This window comes from Vibrio sp. K4, from assembly GCF_051122595.1.
GTDB classification, from domain to species: domain Bacteria; phylum Pseudomonadota; class Gammaproteobacteria; order Enterobacterales; family Vibrionaceae; genus Vibrio; species Vibrio owensii.
The window spans coordinates 1,992,338-2,006,665 of record NZ_CP178578.1 but is presented as its reverse complement, the minus strand read 5'-3'; the positions used below and the strand labels follow the sequence as shown (position 1 = coordinate 2,006,665).

Genomic DNA, 14,328 nt, shown 5'->3' with positions numbered 1-14,328 from the left:
CCCATGAGCACCTTGCAAATCGACATTGAAGAGAACAAACGCAATGCCATTGCTTTCTATGAGATGGCATATCGAGGAAACCCAAGAAAAGCGGTCGAGCTTTACGTCGGGGATGAGTATATTCAGCACAACCCGTTGGTGGGTAATGGTCCTGATCCTTTTATCGCTTATTTCGAACGAATGCAGGAAGAGTACCCAGAAAAAGACATTACGTTTGTTCGTGCAGTCGCAGAGGGCAATTTAGTGGCGCTGCATACGCACCAAACGTGGCCTGATGACGTGGAATACGTGACGATGGATTTCTTCCGCTTTGATTTAAATGGCAAGATTGTCGAGCATTGGGATGCCTTGCAAGAAATCCCGAAAGAGTCAGCAAACGGGAACACCATGTACTAACCTAACGTGCTTTGCCATGCAATTTAGCAATTTAGCAAGGTAGTAATGTGACAATGTAAGCAAGGCAAAGCACTATAAACCGCGTAAAGCTTGTTAGCGTTGGTTGTCTAACCACTCACGTGTCACCGCGTCTAACTCTCGTCCTTCACGACTGATTTTGTAATCCAATTCCGCAATGATGTCGTTTGAGAAACGTAGCGCGTCCAGTCTGCTCAACTCATCTTGAGTAAATTTATCTGATTTGTCTTGGCGCAATAGCAAAACGGCTTTATCGACAATACCCAGCAAACCTTTTGGTTCTGCGACTTCTCGAATCGCGTACTTATAGTGGAGAAATTGAGGCTTCCAAAGTGGCACGACAACCCATTGTTTGTTCTCTACCGCCTTCTCAAATGCAGTAAAGCAGTCTTCTTCCGTCCCCGTATGGAAACGGTAACCCGCTTGGGTCAGCGAGTATTCGTCCATCATCTTAATCGAAAAACGTGTAATGCCCGCTCCAGGGTTGATGCCTTGAATATCCGATTTCATCTTCGCCACGACTTCTGGTTTGGTCAGGTCGCTTACTTCTGATACCAGTTCTTCCGGCACGTAGTCGGGCACACCCCAAAGCGCGTATGGTTCGTAGTGTAAGCCCAGTTCTAGCAAGGGTTGTACTTCCTCTACCGATGCTTTGTAAATGCCGTGACTTGATGGTAACCAAGCCGAAGAAAGCATATCGATTTCACCGGATTTGAGTTTTGAAAAGTTCTCTTCATGCGGAGAGTAAACGCGCTCAACCTCAAAGCCCATATCATTGAGCACGTGGCTAACAAGCGAAGCGGTAACGCGGTGGAAAGAGAGGTTAGTGACACCAAGTTTTATCGTTTTTGACGCGTGAGTACCAGTCATACTGAAATCCTTATTATGGAGCAGTGCGAAGGGGAGTCATGCACTGCTTTATGACGGAAATAGTAGGCTTGCGGTGAAGAAGGATAAACAGCGCTGTCTTTGAGTCACTGTCAAAAATGATTTGATAATGACACATAGGGAAAGCGCTGACTGCTCAGGAATTGACTTGGTGTTTATTCGATTGTGCCGCGTTTAGAGCATTCACTAACGAAGCTTGAATCAGTTTCCCTAACTGACTAGCAGCAAATTGATTTGAGTAAAAAAGGCCAATCTTCATGGATGGAAGATAGCTGTTCATATCGAATTTGGTGTTGATCGTCGTGTGTTCTGTCGATGCTTTTTGGGCAAACAAATGATTAACGGGCATTAACGCATCGGAATGCTTGAGCGTTGTCAGGCAGAGGTTGGCGTTGTCGCTGCGCAGAATAATGTTCGAGCTAAGTTTGAACTTACGAAGCGTGTGCTCAATTTTACTGTTCTTGGCCGTAAAGTTAGGAATGATGGATACCACGAGTGGATACTGGGAGATTTCTTCCAGAGTGACAGACTTATCGCATAGAGGGTGAGACTTTCGGGCGATCAAACGAAAGTCGGCAGGTAAAACAGACTGGTGAACTAAGTCCTTAGAAACATCTATCGGATAATAATTGATGCCAACCTGAATTTTGGTATTGAGTAATTGTTGTTCCGTAGATTCCGACCAATTGACCAATCGAACCGTGGCATTGGGAAAATCCTGTTTTAGTTGCAAATACACGTCATCGGCAAGGGCATAGTACATCGCCGAGCTTATCGCGATGCTGATTTCACCCGAATACGCTTGTGTTGATACTTGGTTGGAATCCGCATAAATGCTCTCTAGCTCAAGTAGCAACGGGGTGACTCGTGAGACCAATTCATCGCATTTCTCTGTTGGTATAAAGCCTTCTCTCGTGCGAACAAACAGTGGGTCATTGAGCTGCTCACGAAGCTTCTTCAATCCTTTACTCACGGCCGACTGGGTGACGAACAAACGCTCTGCGGTTCTTGCTGTACTTTGCTCTTCGTGGAGCGTAACCAACAACAGCAATAAGTTTAAGTCTTTATGAATAAACAATTTTTCGTTGAGCATCTCGATTCTCTTTTGGAATTGGTAGGGTGAAAATAAGTCCCTTATGGAATGTTATTGCTTAGGTTAAGGTTGGTCAACAGATAAACATTGGAACCTTAATACTCCTACCTAAAGCACATAACATGAGTACGCTCCCCATGAAAAAGAAACTATTAACGCTTTCACTCTCCACGCTTGCCTTAACGGGTGCAAGCCATGTATTGGCTGAAACGCTTGTCCCTGTTACTGAGAAAAACTACGAGTTTGCGGAATCTGATCTCGCGTTCAAAAACATCACTAAACTGGTTGGGTCTAACAAGTGGTTTCACTTCCCAGGTCTGACGCCTTTGGATAACCAAACGGTTGTTCGTATGAATCGCGACACCATTTACTCGGGTTATGTTGCTGATTTGTCGAAAGGCGGGAGTATTACCATTCCAGACACGGGCGAGCGTTACATCTCGGTGATGGTGGTGCAAAACGATCACTACATCGACCAAGTTTTCTCGACGCCGGGAACGCATAATATTGAGAGCCAAACTGACTTTGCGATGATTGTTGCTCGTGTGCAGATAGACCCAAATGACCCTGCTGATTTGCTTCGAGTAAAAGCCATACAGAATAAACTCAAAGTGACGACAGGTTCGCATCAAGAGCACATCATGCCGAACTACGATATGACCCAACTTGTCTCTGTCCGTGATGCGTTGACAAAAGAAGGCGCCAAACTGGGCAATCAAAAGAACATGCAAGGCGCTCATGGTGAGGTGGATCCTCGCATGCATATGTACGGCACCGCCATTGGTTGGGGAATGTTGCCTGATGCCGAAGCGCAATACTTTTCTTACTACAGCTCTGGCGAGGTTGCTAATCCAGACAACTGCTCTCAAGCCACTTACCAAGCACCAAAAGTAAAAGGGAATGGCTTCTACTCTCTGACCTTATACAACCACCAAGGTTATATCGCCTTTGATAAAGCGGTACTGAATAAAAACAACATCGAGTACAACCAAGATGGCTCATTCACGGTGAACTACGGTCACTGTCCTAAAGGCGCTAAGAATGCCATGCCAGTGGCGAAAGGGTGGGATGTCATGATGCGAATCTACAAACCGAATCTTACTCAAACAGAATCCTACCAGTTACCAGAGCCGAAAGTGGTTTCTCAATAACTCATCACACCCTCAGATTTAGGAGTCACCATTATGAACAAAACGATACTTGCGTTATCGACCCTTACTTTGATGTTTACGACAGGGTTACAAGCAAAAGAAGCAACTTTGGACAATGTTGTCACTGATTTTGCCGATCAGCCAACGAAAGAAACAGACTGGTATATGACGCGTTTGCAAAAAGAAGTGCCAGTTAATACCTATAAGCACAATCGTATCCCATCGAGCAAAGATCACCAGTTCGTGATTCGTGAAAACGAAGACACGATGTACAGTCATGCAATACTGGATGTCACCAAATCGGCAACCATTACCATGCCTGAGTACGATGAATATGCGATTGTTCAGGTGATCGACGAGAACCACTTTACGATTGCAGAAGTCTACCCGGGTCAGACACTGCGTTTGACGCCAGATATGCTGAGCTCTGGTACTCATGTATTCCTAAATACGCGAGTAGCGGCGGCAGATAACCACGACCCTAAGGCTTTGAAGAAAGCACATGATTACCAAAACGCGATTAAGTTGTCTGCTGAAACTCGCCACCCTTACGTCTCAAAAGGGTTTGATGAAAAAGAAGTATTAGCTGCGCGAGCGACGGTGCAAAAGTTACGTCCGTTCATCCCTAAACCATTCGATATTTTTGGCAACAAAGGTAAAGTTGACCCGACCTCGTTTGTGATTGCCTCTTCGGCAGGATGGGCGGGCTTACCCTCAGATGCGGCTGTGTACTTGCCACAAATTCCGGGAAACAAAGGGGAAACGCAATGCAGTTCTTTGACCATTAACCCGCCACCGCTTCAGTACGATCGTCACGCGTTTTTCAGCATGACGGTATACGACAAAGATGGCTGGATTGCAGATGATGATTTTGCGATTTCGAACAAGCGTATGACGCCAAATGAAAACGGTACTTACACATTCCGCTTTAACTGTGAAGGACAAGCTAACAACTTAACCGTCAGAGAAGGTTGGAGCGGGTTATTAAGGATGTACTTGCCAACATCTAAGCAAGCGATTCAAAACTATGTGGTGGACGACTACTTGAAGCATTCTCGCTTGGTGAAAGGGGCGGGTGAGCAGTAGTTCTGTCTCTTGCTGCCAATAGCCGATAACCAATTAGCAATAACCAAGGAATAATGAGTCACTGTTTTTGGCAGTGGCTCGCTTTCGTTTAATTCAATACACGCGAAGCAAATGCTCATGTCAAAGTCCATTGATTTGAACCTAATCAACACCTTTCTCGTCGTAACAGAGAGCCAATCTTACACTAAAGCGGCTGAGCAACTTGGTGTCACGCAACCTGCCGTCAGTGCATCGATTCGGCGATTGGAACAGGCCTCCAATAAAAAGCTATTTGTAAAATGCGGGAGAAGTATTGAGCTGACGCATACGGCACGAGAGCTACTGCCACAACTGAGACAAGCGCTGAGTATCATTGATAATGCGATGACGAAACCGCAATCATTCAAAGCCTATTGCTGTGACTTGCCTTTATTGGGGCTAAGCCCTATCGACAATGTGATCTTTCATGAATCCACACAAGATGCTGGTGAGCTGTGTGATTTCCTATACCACCGAAAAGCCGACATCATTATTGGCTGCATTGGCAATAAACCCACTTCAATCATTGTGGAAGATCTTCATCAAGAACCATTTGTAATTATTGGTCGAGCGGATCACCCGAGGCTTGGTAAAAGGCTTGATATCGATGCGTTTCACAACGAAAAGCATTGTGTTCTCTCCTCCACTTGGAGTGTGGAAACGGAGCATGAAACGGCATTAAATGTGACGATTAAAGCGAATCAAATCGAAGTGGTGACGTCATCTTATCTTGGCGTGCTGACTAACGTAGCTCAGCGAGATTGTTTGGGTGTTGTGCCTTTGTCGATGGCGAAAAGGTGGGGAGATGCTCTCAACATTCGTTACTTTCAAAGTCCGTTTCCAAGTGGCCAATTTACGTTTCAGATTGCTTATCACAAACGACACGCGAACTGTGCAGAACATCGGGCAATGCGGCGAGTGCTAAAAGAAAGGCTAAGTCTCCCCCTGTCATCACAGCATTATTCTTGCGCCGTTAACAGGGGGAGTGAGTAAAGCGTTAAATGGCTTTTTCTACTTTCGCAGCCACGTCTGCCGATACCCATGTTTTCCATAGTTCAGGATAGGTTTCGAAGAAGTAGTACATCGCTTCTTCTGCGTCCGCTTGGTTATCTTCCATCCATGCAAGTAGCTGGCTCATCTGCTGATTGGTGAACCCACGTTTTTGCAAGTAGGAGTAAGCTTGTGGCTCTTTATTGGCAAAGGCTTCGGTTGTAACGGTATGAACCGGTGAAGGTGGGTACATAGTCACTTTTGGAGATTCACACTCAGGTTGCGTTGTACAGTTGCGGTATTCTTCCACATCTGTGCCGCTGCCGAAGTCGACTTTCACCATGTCATACTTGCCCAATACTGGCGTCGGTGACCAGTAATACCCGAACCAAGGTTTCTCACGTTCATAAGCTTTCGCGATAGTGCCAGCCAGCGCTGCGCCCGAACCTGGGTCAATCATATCGAAGCCGTGTTTCTCGAGTTCCATGGCATCAAATAAGTGCCCAGAGGTGATTTGGCACGTCCAACCAGCAGGGCAGCTATAGAAGGCGAATTTCTCATCATCTTCTGGGTGCTCAAACAACTTGGCGTGTTTAATCACACCTTCAATGGTTGCTAATTCCGGATACTGCTTCACTAGATAGGAAGGAACCCAAAAGCCTTCCTCGCCACCATTGACCAAAGATTCACCAGCGATACGTAAGCGCTTATCTGCAATACCTTTGTCTAACGCTTCCTTGATTCCGTTGGTCCATAGCTCAGGAGCAACATCCGGTTGGCCTTTCTCAATCATCGAGGTGCCAGTCGGTACGCTATCACCCGGGATGAGTTCTGCATCGCATTGGTAGCCTTCATTAAGAATGAACTGGTCGATGTGCGCCATCAAACTCGCCGAGTTCCAGTTCATATCCGCTATGGTGATTTCACCACATTCACTAGCATAAGATTGAGCAGAAAAAGCGGACAGCAGCAAAACGGAAAGAACGGACGGTGTTGTCTTCATGTGACTGAATTCCCTTATCATTGTCATTTGATTCAGTATATACACAAGGTTTATGAAGATTCAGAGAATAGGGCGTTATCTGTGAAGTTGAAAACGAAGAGAATCGGAAGATAAAAACGTTAAACCCACGCTCTGCCGTTTACGCCGAAATCAGCAATTTGGATTGGGAGAGAGTGGAAGCAAGCGCTATGTCTGGTAAGCCTAATCAGTACAGCAAAAACAGACCTTCGTAACCACCGATTTCGATTTGCGAAACGTAGTCACCAATGTTGCCGTCCTTGTCTACGGGTCTCATCGGCTCGTCTAACGTGATGGTGATTTTAGGCGCAGTGAAATAATCTGTGCTCTTGCCGAAAAAGTCGGTGCGGTACAGCACTCTGCCTTTGCTAAACTCGCGTGCTAATACCATCTCTGCAGGGCCTTGAGCCACCACATTGTTCTCAGAGCGATACGCAAAGTAGGTGAACGTAGGAGAAACGTAAGTAATGCCATCGGGTAGATCTGCATGTACCACTTCGTTCATTGACGAATCTCCAATAACCGTGTAATCCGCTGGGTAAGGTGTGCTGGTGGACATCATCAGTGGGATGGCCTCTGCGCCCTCAGGTAGCTGATTGGCGGGCTCTCCCAAGTCAACAGCAAGTAAGGTACTTGGTTGATAGGCAATATTCTTTGGTATGCCTGCCTTCCAGAAGTTATCACCTGTAGTGTTATTACTTCCATATAGGTAACCATTGTTCCACTGATTAAAGTAACTGCCATCAGGGTGATGATTTAAGTAAAACGCCGCCAGTGCAGAGTATTGGTCTTGCTTCCAGTTATCTTCAGTGTTGCCAAAATATTGCACTCGACCATAACGCGTGGTCGCTTGATAAATCACTTTCTGACCCGCTTTGGCGAGTGCAGAGTTATCCCAAAACTTAGCTAAGCCAGCATAGCCACTAAAGCCAGTAGAAGGGAAAAGGTAATGCTCGCGTAAGTACAGAGAACCAGCTTCAACTAAGTGGTTCTGTCCATTGCGACTGAATAAGTTTGCCGTGCCTATGTTGAGGCCAATTAACGCATCCGCATCCAGTGTCGCCAGTTTGTTTAAGAAAGCCGAGAATTGCGCTTTGTAAGCATCGTCAGCAGCTTGGCTACCCGCCACCAAACCAAGTTCATCCACCGTACCACCTGAATAAACGTAGAACTGATTTGCTCCGAGTAACTTATTCGTATCGTCGTTGTACGCACCGTTTAAACCTTGCTTTGCCCATTCAGCTTGGTAATAGTGGTGCATTGCGTTGGCAAAGTCGGGGTTGCCGAGATTGGTTAACGCCCAAGAAGAGGTTTGGTTCCACATACGACCAAATGGAATAACACGTGACTCCCAACGAAATCGTGCTGTTGCATTCTTATTTGAGCGGTTTTTGTATTCATTCCAAGAAAGATAATTGTCTTGGTTGAGATCCGCAGATTTGTCGAAGCCACGAATTTTGCGCCAGCGTTGAATGGTTTGACCTTCAGGTGTTGCCGTTGGAGCATCGGTCAACTTTACGGTTTGGAAGCTGTTTTTGAGCTTAACTTCTTTTAAACGAGGGCGATTCTCGATGTTTTCGTCATGCCAAGTAATTTTCGCAACGTAAAGACGGCCGCCATCGCGCAAAAAAGTGGAGCCAAAGTACTGGCCACCACCATAGGTTTGTCCGCTGCCATCGTGTGTTGTAGCGCGAACCCAATTCGAAGGAACAGACCAGTTTACCGTCTGGTTTTTGGTCATGTTCTCGGTTTTGTCTTTTTTAATCGTGAAGCTTTTCCATTCTGTTACCTGACCAAAGGAATCGATGGCAGAAGGGTATTCAATCGTGAAGCTGCCACCTTGAGCAAACTGAGAGAACTTAAAGGTTAAGCGGTCGAACTTTTCTGAGTGATAAACATAGAGCGCACCACCATTATTCGCCTGACCGAATACGTCAGCATCCCATGGTGGTTGTTGATATAGCCAAAAACCGGCATGGTCATCGCTGGCGGTATAGCCAACGATCATCGGCTTTCGATTGAGTAAGGTATTTTCACCATGGCTAGAGTCTACCTCTGCGATGATTGTGTCTTCAGCAAAATGAAGAAAGTAATCCTCGTAATCAATCCCATTCAGCTCTGCCTCGTTGCGAATATCGTTTTCTACCCAACCCGCATTGAGCTCAAGCTTTTGGTTGTACATATAACCGATGGCTTGGACACGCTCGTTGTCAGCCTTGTGTGGGTAAGCACCAAACACAATATCGGCATTGTTAATTTCCCAATCGATCACATCATCGGCAGAGAGCGGGGCGTCTTGTAAATCGACACCTTGCTCATGCAATCCCGGTAAAACGACAGCAGTACCAGCCCAAGTAGTAGGCGAAAATAGGTTCAAAGAACCAAGCGCAAGCAGCGCAAAACGATATGGCTTCATTATTGAGTTGTCCCAATCAAAAAACTTCGATTACTCAAATTGCGAGTCAAATTACGAGGAAGTATTAGCGATCGGTCAGACCAATTCAAGAAAGTACTAGAACATCTCTCTTTTGATAAATTCTTTATAAGATGAATACGCTAAGCAAATCAGCTTTTTACAAAATGAGTCCTGTTTGTCTCAATTTTGAGCCTTGAAGAAGTGAAGAAAAGCTACGCGAGATTTTTCTCAAAATGAGAGGGGGAAATGCTTATACAACCAGTTACTGTCTTTCGGAATGATGCTCTCAATTAATGGCGCGGCAAAGCATCAGTTTAAGTCTCCAATGGAATTCTAAGCTGTCGAAATTACGGGCTTTTTTGATCAACAAATACGGTTAAAACCTCACTCATTGCACCAGTCATATACTCTGCTGAGTTGGTTGTTTCTCATACAAAAAATTAACAATCTAAATTTTTATACATTTTTATTGCATAAAATCCCTTTCTTGCTAGTATAAGCTCCAGATGACAATTAATGCAGTATGACAGCATGAGTATTCAAGTTAAAAGTATCAATAAGTCTTACGGCGATACCCAAGTTCTACACGATGTCAGTTTTAATTGTGAAAGCGGTGAAACGCTGGTGTTACTCGGTCCAAGTGGTGCAGGGAAGAGCTCTCTACTACGTGTTCTTAACCTTCTAGAAGGGGCGGATAACGGCCAGTTAAACATCGCTAATGACGCATTCGACTTTTCAACTGAAATCAAAGAGAAGCAAGGTTTAGCGCTTCGTCGTAAAGTGGGCATGGTGTTCCAACAGTACAACCTATGGCCACACATGACAGTGATGGAGAACCTGATTGAGGCTCCGGTAAAAGTTTCTGGCATGGATAAAGAAGAAGCGAAGAAGCAGGCAATGCAAATTCTCGCGACGCTGCATTTGGCAGACAAAGCAGATGCATGGCCGATGCAACTTTCTGGTGGTCAGCAACAACGTGTGGCGATTGCCCGCGCGCTGATGATGAAACCAGAAGTCTTGCTTTTTGATGAGCCTACCGCGGCGCTTGACCCTGAAATCACGAACCAAGTGGTCAAAATCATTAATGATTTAAGCGAAACCGGAATTACACAAGTAGTTGTGACCCACGAGGTGGATTTCGCCAAGAAAATCGCTAGCCATGTTCTATACCTAGAACAAGGACACATCGTAGAACACGGCACGCACGACGCATTTGTTAATCCGCAAACCACTCAGTTTGCCGATTACCTAAATCACTAAATTACGTTTTTAAAGTTCAGTCTATTTAACAGATAAGCTCGGCTGTCATTGCGAGTGTCAGCCCACTAAGTACACACGGAGTATTGCAATGAAAAAGATTTTACTAGCTTCACTAATCGGTCTTGTCTCAGCGAACGCAGCAGCACAAGAAGAGATCAAATTCGCGATGGAAGCGACTTACGCACCGTTCGAATACATGGATGAAAACAACCAAATCCAAGGTTTTGATGTGGATCTGGCGAACGCACTATGTAAAGAAATGGAAGCAAAATGTACCTTCCACAACCAATCTTTTGACAGCCTGATCCCTGCATTAAAATTCAAGCGTTACGACGCGGCTATCTCTGCAATGGATATTACTGATGCACGTTTGGAACAAGTAAACTTTTCTGACCCTTACTACGACAACTCAGCAGCGTTTGTTTCTATCAAAGAAAAAGTGGCCGATCAAAAAGCACTAGAAGGTAAGCGTGTTGGTGTTCAAAACGGTTCAACACACCAAAGCTACCTGATTGAGCAAATGCCGGGCGTAACCGCGGTTCCTTACTCAAGCTACCAAGACGCGTTCATCGATATGAAAAATGGTCGTATTGATTCTGTATTTGGTGACACAGCAGTCGTAGCAGAATGGTTCAAGAAAGAAGACAACCTAGCTTACGTGGGTGAGCACGTCACTAACCCTAAATACTTCGGTAACGGTTTCGGTATCGCAGTAAACAAAGGTAACGACGAGCTAGTGAACAAGCTGAACACAGCACTGAAAACAGTGAAAGCGAACGGCGAATACGACGTAATCTACAACAAGTACTTCGGTAAGTAATATGGCACTAACGGGTTACTCTTTATCGCTTGTTCAAGCTAGTTGGATGACTGTCCAGCTAGCCTTCACAAGCCTTTTAGTCGGTTTGATTCTGGCAGTGGTATTCGCCAGTGGTGAAATGTCTCGCCGCGTTATCGTTAAATGGCCAATGACGGCGTTTGTGACGATTGTACGTGGCTTGCCAGAAATCCTTGTCGTGTTGTTCATCTATTTTGGTTCGACGCAGGTTCTGTTTTTAATCACCGGCGACTTTATTGAAGTTAGCCCGTTCTTGTCTGGCGTGGTAGCGTTGTCATTGATCTTCGCCTCTTATGCTTCTCAAACTCTACGTGGCGCATTAAAAGCGGTTGGAAGAGGGCAGAGAGAGGCAGCAAGTGCACTCGGCATCAGTCAAGCACACGCTTTTGTTCGCATTGTTTTGCCACAAGCAGTAAGACACGCGCTACCAGGTTTAACTAACCAATGGCTGGTTTTGCTGAAAGATACCGCGCTTGTATCACTGATTGGCGTAACGGATTTGTTGAAACAAGCGCAGCTAACATCTGCAGCGACGCATGAAGCGTTTACATGGTACGCAACTGCTGCGGCGATTTACTTAGGCATTACTTTGATTACGCAACGTGCCGTAAAACTGATTGATAAGAAGTTCTCAATTCAAGGCATGAGTATGGGACAGGAGGCTACCGCATGAACGAACAACACGTTTGGCAAATGCTGGATGGCTTAGGCACTAGCCTTCAATTGACCGCCGCTTCCTTGGTTGTGGGCTGTCTCTTAGCTCTGATGATGACGCTGACTCTGATCCTACGTACTCCGGGTTTGCATTGGGTAAGTCGTGGCATCATCACCTTGTTCACAGGTACGCCTTTGTTGGTGCAGATCTTCTTGGTGTACTACGGTCCGGGTCAGTTTGACGCAGTAAGAGAAAGTGTATTCTGGACATGGTTAAGCCAACCTTGGTTCTGTGCGATGTTGGCGTTAGCGTTGAATACCGCGGCGTACAGTACTCAGTTGTTCAAAGGAGCGTTTAACGCGATTCCTTCCGGTCAATGGCAAGCGTGTCGTGCATTAGGCATGAACAAAACCGCAACGCTGAAAGTGCTGCTGCCATACGCTATTCGTCGTGCGGTTCCGGCTTACTCGAACGAAGTGATTTTGGTCTTCAAAGGTACGTCACTAGCAAGCACGATTACGATCATGGATTTGATGGGTTACGCGCAGCGCATTAACGCACAAACCTACGACACGTTGACGGTGTTTGGTATTGCAGGCGCATTTTATTTAACGGTAAATGGTGTGCTAACTCTTATTTTCCGTCAGGTAGAGAAGAAAGCATTGGCGTTCGAAGCCGCATAAACACATTTAGAAACAATTTGATTTTATAAATGCCCCTACTTAATGACTCTCGAGTAGGGGCATTTTTTATGGTTGAAGCATATTAAAAGTGTCATATTTCTTGATGCTAAGTTCCTTCCATTCCCCGTTTATATGATTGCGGTGTTCTGTAAAGGACAACACACAACATAATGAACTAAATTGGGGAAAACCCTGTGAAAACAATAATTAATAATCTGTCTATACGAGCGCAACTTGTGTCGCTCTCTGCCGTGGTGTCTATTTTCTTCGTCTTGATTTATTCGATAAGTATCTATCGTTTAGATGTTGCCGCTGAGCGGTTAGTCGAAGCCAGAGACTCATCTTTTTCTACCATAAACTCCGTCTATAAGAATGAACTGATCACGGCGTACAACATTCGTTTGTTGTTCTCGAAAGCAGCGCAACGAGAGGAGTTTTACGATCAATTCAATCGAGGTTTGAACGACTGGGCAAGAAGCATCAAAGATAAATACAGCGAGGACAAAAGCCGAGAAACGCAAGACCGCCTCGACAACTTTGAGCGCTACTACAATCACGTTTCAAAACTGGGCCAGATCACGTACCGTTTTCAAAATGGCGCTTTGTCTGAAGAAGCTTATGACGAATATTTCAATCAAGCTGATGATTTAGCGTTTGAGCTGATCGATTCGCTGAATGACTTCATCGAGCAGGTCAACTTCAGCATTGATGAAGAGTTTGCGGATGTGGAATCGGACGTGTACCGCGATGAAATTATTGGTGCGATTCTTATGGCAATCGCAGCTGTGCTATCACTTGGTCTGGTGTTTATTGCCTCTGGTTACCTCTCTCTGCCAATCAAAGAAGTGGATACCAAGTTGAACCTTATGGCTGATGGCGATTTTCGTGTTCGAACTAATGTGAAAGGGAAGAATGAGATTGGCAGTTTGGCTAGTTCAATTAATCAAGTGAGCGAGTCTGTGGGTAGCGTTGTTCGTGAACTGAATGACAACGGCGAGCGTGTTGCCGCGTCTGCCTCTGAGCTTTCTTCAGTGATGCAGCACTCTAAAAAGAACATGGAACAAGAAAAGGCACAGTTTGATCAGATCAGCGTTGCGGTTACCGAGCTATCAAACACCTCGCAAGAAGTGAATAGTAATGCTCAAATGGCAGAAGAAGCCTCTCGCCTTGCGATTTCGAACATTGCTCTAGGGCAAGAGCACGTAAATCGTTCGCAATCAGTGGGTGAAGATATGTCTCTCGCAATTCAAGAAGCTTCAGTAAAAGTTGAGAAGCTTAATGAATACTCGCAGAGCATCAGCAACGTGATTGAAGTGATTGATAATATCTCCGGCCAGACAAATTTACTGGCACTCAATGCTGCGATTGAAGCCGCAAGAGCAGGAGATCAAGGCCGAGGGTTCGCCGTAGTTGCTGATGAAGTTCGTAGCTTAGCGGTACGTACTCAAGAGTCGACGTCAGAAATCTATGAGGCGGTTGAATACCTTCAAAGCCAGTCAGTTGAAGTCAGCCAACTGATGGAACAAAACGTTGAACTGATAGATCACAATCGCACAATAACGGAAGAAGTACGTTCTGCCTTTGGTCAAATTTCAGAGGCGGTGGAGAACATTTCCACACTTAATGCGCTGGTCAATACCGCCTCATCTGAACAAGCGGATGTAACCCAAGAAATTGCACAAAGTTTGGGGCAATTGAATGACATTGTCAGCCTCAATTTAGCGGGATCTGTCCAGTCCAATGTTGCAGCCGAAGAGTTAGCAGAAATGGCAGAAAACCAGAAGAATACGCTCAGCCGATTTAGCGCCTAATCGT

At 45.5% G+C, this 14,328-nt stretch carries 13 protein-coding genes; 9 read left to right on the top strand and 4 right to left on the bottom strand.

Annotation, left to right across the window (positions count from 1 at the left end; genetic code table 11):
* The first annotated feature begins 3 nt into the window (after positions 1 to 3).
* Complete coding sequence (locus tag ACLIIY_RS26515) at positions 4 to 396, top strand: nuclear transport factor 2 family protein (RefSeq protein ID WP_005443841.1); 393 nt, start codon at positions 4 to 6, stop codon at positions 394 to 396.
* A gap of 93 nt (positions 397 to 489) precedes the next feature.
* On the opposite strand, the gene ACLIIY_RS26510 is transcribed toward ACLIIY_RS26515, so the two are convergent.
* Both ACLIIY_RS26510 and ACLIIY_RS26505 read right to left on the bottom strand, forming a co-directional pair.
* Positions 490 to 1,284, bottom strand: a complete 795-nt coding sequence (locus ACLIIY_RS26510) for a glycine betaine ABC transporter substrate-binding protein (RefSeq protein ID WP_434528857.1) — start codon at positions 1,282 to 1,284, stop codon at positions 490 to 492.
* Positions 1,285 to 1,438: 154 nt separating this feature from the next.
* Entirely contained in the window at positions 1,439 to 2,395 is a 957-nt protein-coding gene (locus ACLIIY_RS26505; RefSeq protein ID WP_408696388.1) for a LysR family transcriptional regulator, read from the bottom strand.
* Positions 2,396 to 2,532: 137 nt separating this feature from the next.
* Between ACLIIY_RS26505 and ACLIIY_RS26500 the strand changes: the two genes are divergently transcribed.
* From ACLIIY_RS26500 to ACLIIY_RS26490, 3 genes are all read left to right on the top strand, one after another.
* Positions 2,533 to 3,546 carry a DUF1254 domain-containing protein gene (locus ACLIIY_RS26500; protein ID WP_434528856.1) on the top strand — a complete coding sequence of 338 codons (1,014 nt, stop codon included), beginning with the start codon at positions 2,533 to 2,535 and terminating at the stop codon, positions 3,544 to 3,546.
* Between the two features lie 33 nt (positions 3,547 to 3,579).
* Positions 3,580 to 4,632, top strand: a complete 1,053-nt coding sequence (locus ACLIIY_RS26495; RefSeq protein WP_054823837.1) for a DUF1254 domain-containing protein — start codon at positions 3,580 to 3,582, stop codon at positions 4,630 to 4,632.
* A gap of 117 nt (positions 4,633 to 4,749) precedes the next feature.
* The gene (locus ACLIIY_RS26490; protein ID WP_434528855.1) at positions 4,750 to 5,643 is read left to right on the top strand and encodes a LysR family transcriptional regulator; all 894 of its coding nucleotides are present in this window, start codon (positions 4,750 to 4,752) and stop codon (positions 5,641 to 5,643) included.
* Positions 5,644 to 5,647: 4 nt separating this feature from the next.
* On the opposite strand, the gene ACLIIY_RS26485 is transcribed toward ACLIIY_RS26490, so the two are convergent.
* Positions 5,648 to 6,643, bottom strand: coding sequence for an ABC transporter substrate-binding protein (locus ACLIIY_RS26485; RefSeq protein ID WP_434528854.1), 996 nt, complete (start codon positions 6,641 to 6,643; stop codon positions 5,648 to 5,650).
* A 205-nt stretch (positions 6,644 to 6,848) separates the two neighbouring features.
* Positions 6,849 to 9,077: a hypothetical protein gene (locus ACLIIY_RS26480; protein ID WP_434528853.1), complete on the bottom strand. Its 2,229-nt coding sequence runs from the start codon at positions 9,075 to 9,077 to the stop codon at positions 6,849 to 6,851.
* Between the two features lie 531 nt (positions 9,078 to 9,608).
* Here ACLIIY_RS26480 and artP point away from each other — a divergent pair.
* The 5 genes from artP to ACLIIY_RS26455 all read left to right on the top strand — a co-directional run bounded on the left by artP (position 9,609) and on the right by ACLIIY_RS26455 (position 14,324).
* Positions 9,609 to 10,337, top strand: a complete 729-nt coding sequence (gene artP / locus ACLIIY_RS26475) for an arginine ABC transporter ATP-binding protein ArtP (protein WP_009704632.1) — start codon at positions 9,609 to 9,611, stop codon at positions 10,335 to 10,337.
* 88 nt (positions 10,338 to 10,425) lie between these two features.
* Positions 10,426 to 11,157 carry an arginine ABC transporter substrate-binding protein gene (locus ACLIIY_RS26470; protein ID WP_005443853.1) on the top strand — a complete coding sequence of 244 codons (732 nt, stop codon included), beginning with the start codon at positions 10,426 to 10,428 and terminating at the stop codon, positions 11,155 to 11,157.
* Position 11,158: 1 nt separating this feature from the next.
* Positions 11,159 to 11,848 (top strand): arginine ABC transporter permease ArtQ, encoded by a 690-nt coding sequence (gene artQ, locus ACLIIY_RS26465; protein WP_167425292.1) that lies wholly within the window; start codon positions 11,159 to 11,161, stop codon positions 11,846 to 11,848.
* Positions 11,845 to 12,513, top strand: a complete 669-nt coding sequence (artM, locus tag ACLIIY_RS26460) for an arginine ABC transporter permease ArtM (RefSeq protein ID WP_005388569.1) — start codon at positions 11,845 to 11,847, stop codon at positions 12,511 to 12,513. Before artQ ends, artM begins: the two co-directional genes overlap by 4 nt.
* A 194-nt stretch (positions 12,514 to 12,707) precedes the next feature.
* On the top strand, positions 12,708 to 14,324 hold the full coding sequence (locus ACLIIY_RS26455) for a methyl-accepting chemotaxis protein (RefSeq protein ID WP_171370323.1): 1,617 nt from the start codon (positions 12,708 to 12,710) through the stop codon (positions 14,322 to 14,324).
* Positions 14,325 to 14,328: the final 4 nt, after the last annotated feature.

What these genes read in the sequence shown, in the direction of transcription:
- ACLIIY_RS26515 (WP_005443841.1), top strand. Translation starts at nt 4, where the DNA reads ATGAGCACCTTGCAAATCGACATTGAAGAGAACAAACGCAATGCCATT.
- ACLIIY_RS26510 (WP_434528857.1), bottom strand. Translation starts at nt 1,284, where the DNA reads ATGACTGGTACTCACGCGTCAAAAACGATAAAACTTGGTGTCACTAAC.
- ACLIIY_RS26505 (WP_408696388.1), bottom strand. Translation starts at nt 2,395, where the DNA reads ATGCTCAACGAAAAATTGTTTATTCATAAAGACTTAAACTTATTGCTG.
- ACLIIY_RS26500 (WP_434528856.1), top strand. Translation starts at nt 2,533, where the DNA reads ATGAAAAAGAAACTATTAACGCTTTCACTCTCCACGCTTGCCTTAACG.
- ACLIIY_RS26495 (WP_054823837.1), top strand. Translation starts at nt 3,580, where the DNA reads ATGAACAAAACGATACTTGCGTTATCGACCCTTACTTTGATGTTTACG.
- ACLIIY_RS26490 (WP_434528855.1), top strand. Translation starts at nt 4,750, where the DNA reads ATGTCAAAGTCCATTGATTTGAACCTAATCAACACCTTTCTCGTCGTA.
- ACLIIY_RS26485 (WP_434528854.1), bottom strand. Translation starts at nt 6,643, where the DNA reads ATGAAGACAACACCGTCCGTTCTTTCCGTTTTGCTGCTGTCCGCTTTT.
- ACLIIY_RS26480 (WP_434528853.1), bottom strand. Translation starts at nt 9,077, where the DNA reads ATGAAGCCATATCGTTTTGCGCTGCTTGCGCTTGGTTCTTTGAACCTA.
- artP (WP_009704632.1), top strand. Translation starts at nt 9,609, where the DNA reads ATGAGTATTCAAGTTAAAAGTATCAATAAGTCTTACGGCGATACCCAA.
- ACLIIY_RS26470 (WP_005443853.1), top strand. Translation starts at nt 10,426, where the DNA reads ATGAAAAAGATTTTACTAGCTTCACTAATCGGTCTTGTCTCAGCGAAC.
- artQ (WP_167425292.1), top strand. Translation starts at nt 11,159, where the DNA reads ATGGCACTAACGGGTTACTCTTTATCGCTTGTTCAAGCTAGTTGGATG.
- artM (WP_005388569.1), top strand. Translation starts at nt 11,845, where the DNA reads ATGAACGAACAACACGTTTGGCAAATGCTGGATGGCTTAGGCACTAGC.